Source organism: Agaribacter flavus (genome assembly GCF_042646125.1).
Lineage (GTDB): Bacteria > Pseudomonadota > Gammaproteobacteria > Enterobacterales > Alteromonadaceae > Glaciecola > Glaciecola flavus.
In genome coordinates, this window is sequence record NZ_JBHRSW010000021.1 from 85,356 (window position 1) to 93,594 (window position 8,239).

General features: G+C 42.3%; 8 protein-coding genes. 2 read left to right on the forward strand and 6 right to left on the reverse strand.

All coding sequences use genetic code 11. The features are described from left to right. Positions 1–74: 74 nt before the first annotated feature. The 4 genes from ACFOHL_RS12360 to ACFOHL_RS12375 all read right to left on the reverse strand — a co-directional run bounded on the left by ACFOHL_RS12360 (position 75) and on the right by ACFOHL_RS12375 (position 5,143). Entirely contained in the window at positions 75–1,712 is a 1,638-nt protein-coding gene (locus ACFOHL_RS12360; RefSeq protein ID WP_376920543.1) for an alpha-L-fucosidase, read from the reverse strand. Further along, entirely contained in the window at positions 1,713–3,284 is a 1,572-nt protein-coding gene (locus ACFOHL_RS12365; RefSeq protein ID WP_376920544.1) for an alpha-L-fucosidase, read from the reverse strand. Between the two features lie 86 nt (positions 3,285–3,370). Continuing rightward, positions 3,371–4,462 (reverse strand): L-dopachrome tautomerase-related protein, encoded by a 1,092-nt coding sequence (locus ACFOHL_RS12370; protein ID WP_376920545.1) that lies wholly within the window; start codon positions 4,460–4,462, stop codon positions 3,371–3,373. Between the two features lie 33 nt (positions 4,463–4,495). Beyond that, positions 4,496–5,143, reverse strand: a complete 648-nt coding sequence (locus tag ACFOHL_RS12375; protein WP_376920546.1) for a peroxiredoxin-like family protein — start codon at positions 5,141–5,143, stop codon at positions 4,496–4,498. A 199-nt stretch (positions 5,144–5,342) separates the two neighbouring features. On the opposite strand from ACFOHL_RS12375, the gene ACFOHL_RS12380 reads away from it, so the two are divergent. Continuing rightward, positions 5,343–5,909, forward strand: coding sequence for a TetR/AcrR family transcriptional regulator (locus tag ACFOHL_RS12380; protein ID WP_376920547.1), 567 nt, complete (start codon positions 5,343–5,345; stop codon positions 5,907–5,909). Positions 5,910–5,927: 18 nt separating this feature from the next. Here the strand turns inward: ACFOHL_RS12380 and ACFOHL_RS12385 are convergent, their stop codons facing one another. After that, positions 5,928–6,986 (reverse strand): hypothetical protein, encoded by a 1,059-nt coding sequence (locus tag ACFOHL_RS12385; RefSeq protein WP_376920548.1) that lies wholly within the window; start codon positions 6,984–6,986, stop codon positions 5,928–5,930. Between the two features lie 232 nt (positions 6,987–7,218). Next, entirely contained in the window at positions 7,219–7,611 is a 393-nt protein-coding gene (locus ACFOHL_RS12390) for a VOC family protein (RefSeq protein WP_376920549.1), read from the reverse strand. Positions 7,612–7,754: 143 nt separating this feature from the next. Between ACFOHL_RS12390 and ACFOHL_RS12395 the strand changes: the two genes are divergently transcribed. Next, a complete protein-coding gene (locus ACFOHL_RS12395; protein WP_376920550.1) occupies positions 7,755–8,207 on the forward strand; it encodes a helix-turn-helix transcriptional regulator in 453 nt (150 codons plus the stop codon). Positions 8,208–8,239: the final 32 nt, after the last annotated feature.

Below are 8,239 nucleotides of genomic sequence, written 5' to 3' on the forward strand. Positions count from 1 at the left end.
CGTTGATTTGGCGTTAAATGGCGACACAGGCGCGTCGCCATTGCTGTGTTGTTATCACTGAGTATTAACTCACTTTATTTGTTCATAGAGCTTTGATCCAGTCCGGTCATTTTGGCCAAGGTTTTTTTCTCAATGATTTTAAAAGCATAAGCTACCTGCTTAGGCGCAGCATCTTTTAAAGTAATGCGCAGGCCAGTGCTATCTCGTGACCAACTCTTAACCACATCACCAACCAATGCCTCAACGGCCGCAATTTCCCCTTTGTACAGTTTTAGATCATCTGCAAGAGACTTGATAACGAGTTCTTGTGTGGGCGTACCCAAGGCAATGGCGTACAGCATTTCCCCTTTGGTGGTGAAGCGCACGTCCTTTTCTCCATAGGCGACTGGTTTTGTAAAATGACCATCTCCTTTCATTTGAGTTGGCCCTTCACCATAGACTATCCACGGACGAGTTTCATAGATCGCTTCGTTGTTGACTTTCATCCAAGCACCAAGCGCGCGTAAGATGTCACGTTGGTTTTGTGGAATGCTCCCATCTGCCCTTGGAGAAATATTTAATAATAGTTGACCGTTTTTAGACACAATATCGATAAATTCATGAATGATTCGCTCTTTCGATTTGAGTGGCATGTTGTTTGTAAAAGACCAAGTCCATATTGCCATTGTGTCATCCGTAAGCCATGGCAAGTCAGTCAATTCATCTCTTCGACCTTGCTCAAAGTCTTCAACAGAAAAGCTAGTAGGCATGTCGGTGTGTTTGTGGGTCATCATTACATCCTTACCCCACTCGATACCTTTGTTGAAGTAATAACTCGCAAATTCGTAACGATATTTTTCAGGAATTTGATCTAACCAAGTATCAAACCAAACTAAATCAGGCTGGTATTTGTCAACGACTTCCTTGAGCATTCCTAACCATACGTCTTCTAGCCAGACTTGTTCATCCATGTTGCCATAGAGTAGCTGCAACTTTGGATCATCCGATGCTGTTGCTAAGCCTTCAATCCACGGATAGTGGGAATTCCAATATGCGTGATATATGCTGTCATCCCAAGGTGCGGGTTCAAGCGCTTCTTGAGGTGATAGGCCTGCATACCGCTGAAGGTTTCTGGCGTGGTGGAAGGTGGTTACCAGTTTTATGCCTCTTTTCCTAAGTGCTTGAGCCAACTCTCCGGTTATGTCGCGTTTCGGTCCAATGTCTTTGACGTCCCACGGTGTAATAGCGCTGTCCCAAAGCGCGTAGCCGTCATGGTGAATTGCAACGGGACCAGCGAAACGGGCACCTGTTTCATAAAACAACTGCGCCCATTCTTCCGCATCAAAGTGCTCAGCAGTAAACTGATGAAACAACTCGTGATATGGTGTAGTTGATGGATGACCAAAGTTTTCGGTATGCCAGCCAAGCAAATCGTGATGATATCCTGGGGTGTTTCCCAGCCAATCCTCGTCTTGCATATCGAAATGCATCCAACGAGGGTACCATTCGTTCTGCTTTGCCGCGACGGTGTAAGGCCCCCATGTAAAATAAATGCCTAATTTAGCATCGCGAAACCATTTCGGCGCGGCTTGGTGTTTGGATAATGATGTTTCTTCTGATGCGTAGTGCTTAGTAGTGTTGTGGCTACTTGCACAAGCATTTAGCAAAAGGATCGAGAGCAAGGCACAGAGTGCCTTGCTGAGCTTGATTGTTTGCAAAGACAAGATGGTCATCTATTGACCAATCTTAAAGGCATAAGCTAACTGTGTCGGAGCACCCTTTTTAAGGGTGATCTTGAGACCGTCATGTTCCTGAACCCAAGATTCAACATAATCACCATTGAGTGAGGTGACAGAAGTAATAGGTTCTTCCTGTAAACTATTGTTGGTAGCTAGCGCGACGATGGTTAAAGTCTCTTTGGGCGTACCGAGTGCAATTGCGTATACTTGATCACCGCGCGTTGTAAACCGGATGTCTTTTTCAGTATACTTGGTAGCTTGTGCAAAGTGGCCATCACCTTTCATACGCGTTGGTCCCTCGCCATAGATTAGCCAAGGGCGCGTTTCATAAATTGCTTCACCATTAACACGTAACCAATCCCCTAGGTCTTTTAAGACTTTTCTCTGATCATCTGGAATCGTGCCGTCATACCTCGGCGATAAGTTAAGTAGCAATTGCCCGTTTTTGGATACGATGTCGATAAAATCGTGTAGTACGCGAGACGATGTTTTTACTGGTAAGTTTTCTACATAAGACCAGCTATTTAAAGAAATAGTATCATCTGTTAGCCAAGGCTCCACTGTAAGGGAGTTTCGTCTGCCTTGTTCAAAATCCTCGACAGATACAGTTTCAGGCATATCAGTATCTTTGTGCGTGATCATAACATCCTTGCCCCAAGTGTGCGCAGCATTTAAATAGTATGCAGCGAACTCAAAGCGCTTTTCCCATGGGATTAAATCTAGCCATGTGTCGAACCAGATCAGATCGGGTTGATAGTTATCAATGACTTCTTGTAAGGAGCCTAACCAAAATTCTTCCAACCATTGTTCTTCAGGTAAATTACCATATAGCAAGCGTAGTTTAGGGTCTGTTGAAGACGTAGCTAGGTCTTTATCCCAAGGGTAGTGAGAGTTCCAAAACGCATGGTAACTATCTAAATGTCCATACCTAGAGGTAGCTTCTTGAAAACTCATCCCTTGATAACGTTGGAGGTGTCTGGCGTGGTGGAAAGTCGCAACAGTTTTCATTCCTCTTTTTCTTAATTCTTTATATAGCTCACCCATCACATCGACCTTCGGTGTGGTATCCGAGGTGTTCCAAGGGGTCACGTCACTGTCCCATAGCGCATATCCGTCATGATGCATGGCGATAGGCCCTGCAAAGCGCGCTCCGGCCAACTCGAACAAATCTACCCATTCTTCTGCGTCAAAGTGTTCTGCAGTAAATAAATCTATCATGTCGTGATAAGCAAAGCCTTCACCGAATTTTTCTTCATGCCATGCGTGTAGATCGTGGTGGTAACCGGGTTTTTTACCTTCCCAATCACTTTCTGTCGCGCGGAAATGCATCCAACGTGGGTACCATTCGTTTTGTTTTTCTGCAACTGTATAGGGACCCCAAGTAAAATAGATACCCAGTTTAGCGTCTCTAAACCATTCAGGCGCTTCATAGTGTTTGGCTAATGAGCGCTCATTAGGCGCATACAATGGCTCGGATTTAGCAGCTTTACTTTGAGGAGGAACTTGTGTGCATGAGAGCGTAGCCAAGGCTACAGCGAGAATAGAAGAACGTTTAAAAAATGTCATTGATAAAAAACTATTTGTTATTAGTGTGTAAATCTATTGTCGCCATTTGCCAGAGTGTTTCACATATCACTGTTTTTATCGGACGTTTATCTGCCTATTTCTGCTTTTGCAAGGGCTTTAAATCTGATGACTTTGAATTCTCCAAGAGTGGCTGCTTTTCCGTCGTTTAATACTGGCGAACGGTGTAGCTCATTAATTGTGGCGTAAACATAGTCATTAGGACCAATGGCTAGACCATCTGGCCAAGACAAGTCGTCTCGTTTAAACAGCGTTTTATAGTTGCCATCTGCTTGCGTCATGCCAATTGAATCATCTGTTATAGAGGTCACATAAACGTTGCCGGCATTGTCTATTGTGATCCCATCAGAAATAGGCTTGTCTCCATATCGCTGTATGCGTTTAACTAACTCTTTTTCACTTAACTGATTGTCTAGTAAATCTTTAGTACTAATCCGATAGATACTCCTGCCAGTCATGGCGCCAAAGTATACAAACTCGCTTTTGTGATCGATGGTTATGGGGTTGATACCTAGTCGGGCAGTTTGCCCTCCCAACTTAACGAGCTTTCCGTCAATCACCATATCCAAGGGTTCGGCTTTGGTTTGTGCGGCGCTCTCAAGCACGCGTCTTGCGTGCCCAGTGTTGAGGTCAACAACAATAATCGAACCAGTGCCGGTATCGGCAATAAAGATTGCATTGTTTTTACTATCTATGGCTAGGTCATTCAGAAAGCTAGTTGATTTAATTACGGGTTTAGCCAAATAAATTACCTTATGCAACTTTTCCTTTGTGGTATCCCAGCCTATTAGTCGTCCTGCGTGTTCATCGCCAGATACGTCTAGCATCCAAAGTATGCCGAACTTATCTACGTTCAGACCTAAAACACCGTATAACCCGCCGTGCTCTCGTTCTTGTGCAGCATATGCCCAATCTGAATTTGGGTAAGGGCGGGTAGTACCGTCTTTCAGTAGTTCAACAACCCGAAGGGGTTTAAAGTAGAACTCATGGACACTCAAAAATATGCGTCCTTCAGGCGATATCGCTATGTTGCCAGGGGGTGTATCTTGGTTAAATGTAGCGACTACTTCCATTGACGTTTGATTTGCAGTGGCGTTAAAGCAAAGTAGCAATGCTATCGTTTTGATTGCCATGCAAATATATTTATTAGTGTAAGCCATGAGTTATTTACCTTTAAGGTTAGTGAATGCTTATTACTTTAATTGGGCAAGCACTTCCAGTACTTTGCTTGGTTCAGTGCGATAGGTGTAGTCTGCATTGACATCGGCAAAGGCAACTTTGCCGTTTTCTGCAATTACGAATGTCGCCGCTAAAGGCAATTCAAATACACCCTCGCCATTATGTGACTCTACATCTATGCCAAAGCCCTTATATATCGGACGTAAACTCTCAGGCAATGAAAAGACAATCCCCAGCTTTTTTGAAAACTCGGATTTTGGATCGGATAACACTGAAAATTTTAATTCGTTTTTCTCAGCAGTACTAAGTGAGGCATCAGGAAGCTCAGGTGTGATAGCCACTAAGCGTGCACCTTGGGCACTGATGTCTTCCAAAATAGACTGATAAGCACGTAACTCTAAATTGCAATACGGGCACCAACCCCCGCGATAGAAAGTAATAACGACAGGGCCTGTTTTGATTATCTCAGCGAGAGAAACGCTTTTGCCTAGCTGATCTGTTAGCAAAAAGTGGGGAAAAGTATCACCTGTTTTTGGTGCGTTTTCTTCTAACGCCGCTGCCTTTAATGTTTCGGTTTCGGCGAGCATAACCTCTAACTTGTCTGCTGGAATGTTTTGTGCGGATGCTTCTTTTACTTCGTTTAGTTGTTTACCTAAGGTCATCATATTACCTATATACATTTAATTTTGAATGATTGTTCAAAATGTTACTTTGCGATAGCTGTTTCGTCAAGAAATATTTTGAATGAGTGTTCAAAATGTTGTTTAATACGTATGTTGCGTTTACGGAGTCAGGATATCGCGAAGAAATTTTGCAATCCTGCTCAATTGATACGCGGAGTTTTCCCTAGGAATGAGTTAAATGGCGAATAAAAAGTTTCAGCTTGATGCTGTGTTAGCATCGGCGACTGAAGTGTTTTGGCAATATGGCTATCATGGCACTAGCATCCAGCAGCTGGTAAATGCAACAGGTTTGAAACCGGGGAGTTTATATCGAGAATTTGATAGCAAAGATGGCTTGTACAAGCGCACCTTATCACGGTATGCATTAAACACTGTTGCAGAAGTCAATGCGCATATAGCCGATCACAAAGATGTCTGTGAAGGCATTCGACATATACTTGCCCAAACAATCGAAGTGTCGAAAGAAACTAATTATTGCGGGTGCTTTTTAATTAAGAGTCAGTTAGAGCTTTCTTCTCACAATCGCGAAATTTATCATTCAGTTTTAGCTGAGTTAAAAACAATAGAAGCGAACTATGCTTCACAACTCAAAAGCATGTTTTCTGTAGAAGATAGCGCTCTTTATGCAAAGCAAATCATGATGGTTATTTTCGGGATACGTGTTTATGGGTATCAAAAAGAAAACTTAGCAGCACTCAAATCAACGACCCGGTCTTTGTTACCTTGGTTGTATGGCAATATGTAGCATTTATCGTAACTATACTTAAGCGCTTTTCACCAAATTTTTTTTGTACCCTTTTGGCAAATGTCCAGTGATATTTGGATGCGCAGATAACTTTTTAACATTTAATTCTGCCAATAGACCTTCACCCAAATCCGGTTTGCGTATTTGGTCAGTTTTGTAGTTAGTTTTTTCAAATGTTGCTTTGAATTTTTCATTGGCTAAGTGTTTTTTGTAGGGGCGACTTTTTCGAGATTGTTCTGCAATCCAAGTAAAAGAATGCGCTCTACTAAAACGGCGAAAACTATCAAACACAAAATTTTCCTCTACATACCGATCACTGTGAGCAATCAAGGTGTCGAGCAGCATGTACTCCAAGCTTGAAATGTTATTCTGATCTAGAACAAGTGAAGCCTCGAAGGTACTGTATTCTTTGAACTGTTCGTCATTTGAGTTTGTCGTAAGTGGCTGTTTCTCTATGATAAACTCAAACAGAAACCGAGTAGAATCGATTGTTACCACATTGTGAATAAGTATTTTTCGCCCTAAAAATCGAAGTGGGCGTATTCGTTTTCTTACCTGTGTGTCGAGCTCAGTATTTTGCTCTGAAGGTAGAGCTGTAGGTTCTATGGATGCGGCTTTCTTCAACATATTTATGTCTTGATGGCAACTAAGGGGGGCACTTTTAATCGCTAATCTATTGTCTGTCCAAGTAAAAAGTTCACGAACCTCATGTTCTCGGACTTTCTTAATCGCGAGCATAGTGGTTTGGATGATTTCGGAGCTAGGTGTATCGCTATCAATTCGCCATTTCCTCCCATAAACAATTTTGGGTGGATACTCATGGTTACCTAATTGATAATTCTCTTCTCCAATCACACCAACTTGGATGTACAAACCATTGTCATTAATGCCTGAGAACAATAGTATTTCATCAGAAAATGAAATTTTACTGAGTATCTCTTCAACAGATTTCAAATTGTGATGATAGGTTATGTAATGCTGTGGTAAGTGTTGTGTGTCATTTCCGATATCTACGGTTTTTGCACCTGGAATGACTTTTTCGCCATGAGCGATATAAACAAGAGATGACACTGACATATTTTCTCCGAACTAATAAGTTATCGTCAGAGTTAGGATACAATTACCTAAAAACGAAATAAATAAGATGTATGGAATTTATAATTACAATATTTGGAATAATTGGTAGTGGCAAATTTTCCAATTCGAAAGTCACTTGCAGTTATACGGCGGGACTACACTTAAAAGTAGCCCTGCCGTTCTTGGAGTTACTGCAAAGACGTATCCAAGTGAGCATAAACGTTTTTTGTTCTTACTCAGCAGGAACCATGCAAAAAGCATTGAGTTTGTTGCCATCTAAATCCCTGAAGTAAGCAGCATAAAAGCCAGAAGAGGCATTTTCTGGCCTGAAGCCAGGTTTGCCCTCGCAACTTCCGCCTAGCTCAAGTGCCTTGTTGTAGAAAGCGCGCACTGCTTCTGGCGTATCTAAAATCACGGCTACCATCGTACCATTCCCCACGGTCGCGGCTTGTTTGTTGAACGGGATTGTCACGGCTAGACCACACTCATTTTGAGAGCGAGCCCAAGCGACAAAATAATCAGGCTCTTCCATAAATCGCCCTGCACCGATTGTTGCAAATAATTCATCATAGAAAGCGCAGGCACGAGGTAAATCTGAAGTGCCCACTGTCACATATCCAATCATTGTAAGTTTCCTTCTGTTTTTAAGTTGTATGTTGTCTAATCCGTCACGAGTTTTGACGTTTTTGAATGATAGGGCTTGACTCATGACAGTTGGTGTCAGCAGACTCTCGCTATGATCAAATTAAGTTAAATAGTGGAGTGAATATGCGTAAAGCGGAGAGGCTTAATGAAATTGTGCATTTGTTACGGCGAATGCATCACGCAGTAACCGCCAATAGCCTAGCTGAAAAATTTGAAGTTAGTCTGCGTACTATTTATCGAGATATTGATGACCTCAAATATGCAGGGGTGCCCATTTCGGGTGAAGCAGGCGTCGGATATGTCATTGATAAACGCTATCACCTCCCGCCTATTATGTTTGATGCTGATGAAATAGAAGCCATTGCCTTGGGGGTAAATATGGTAAGAAATTGGACGGACGAACAATTTGCAGATAAAGCGGCAAGTGCCTATCAAAAAATTCAGGCAACGCTGTCTCCCAAACTATTGCGAGAGCTAGCGCAAATCACGACTTTTTCTGCTCCTAGTCATTACAAAATACCTTGGAATGTCAGTTTCACAGTAAGCGATCAAAATAGACCGTTCTTCTTTTACTAAGTTGAGCCCCTAAAATGAGGTCATTGATTAAG

Bases quoted from the DNA above. Each gene is read 5' to 3' on its own strand.
- ACFOHL_RS12360 (WP_376920543.1), bottom strand. From the start codon at position 1,712: ATGACCATCTTGTCTTTGCAAACAATCAAGCTCAGCAAGGCACTCTGT.
- ACFOHL_RS12365 (WP_376920544.1), bottom strand. From the start codon at position 3,284: ATGACATTTTTTAAACGTTCTTCTATTCTCGCTGTAGCCTTGGCTACG.
- ACFOHL_RS12370 (WP_376920545.1), bottom strand. From the start codon at position 4,462: ATGGCTTACACTAATAAATATATTTGCATGGCAATCAAAACGATAGCA.
- ACFOHL_RS12375 (WP_376920546.1), bottom strand. From the start codon at position 5,143: ATGACCTTAGGTAAACAACTAAACGAAGTAAAAGAAGCATCCGCACAA.
- ACFOHL_RS12380 (WP_376920547.1), top strand. From the start codon at position 5,343: ATGGCGAATAAAAAGTTTCAGCTTGATGCTGTGTTAGCATCGGCGACT.
- ACFOHL_RS12385 (WP_376920548.1), bottom strand. From the start codon at position 6,986: ATGTCAGTGTCATCTCTTGTTTATATCGCTCATGGCGAAAAAGTCATT.
- ACFOHL_RS12390 (WP_376920549.1), bottom strand. From the start codon at position 7,611: ATGATTGGATATGTGACAGTGGGCACTTCAGATTTACCTCGTGCCTGC.
- ACFOHL_RS12395 (WP_376920550.1), top strand. From the start codon at position 7,755: ATGCGTAAAGCGGAGAGGCTTAATGAAATTGTGCATTTGTTACGGCGA.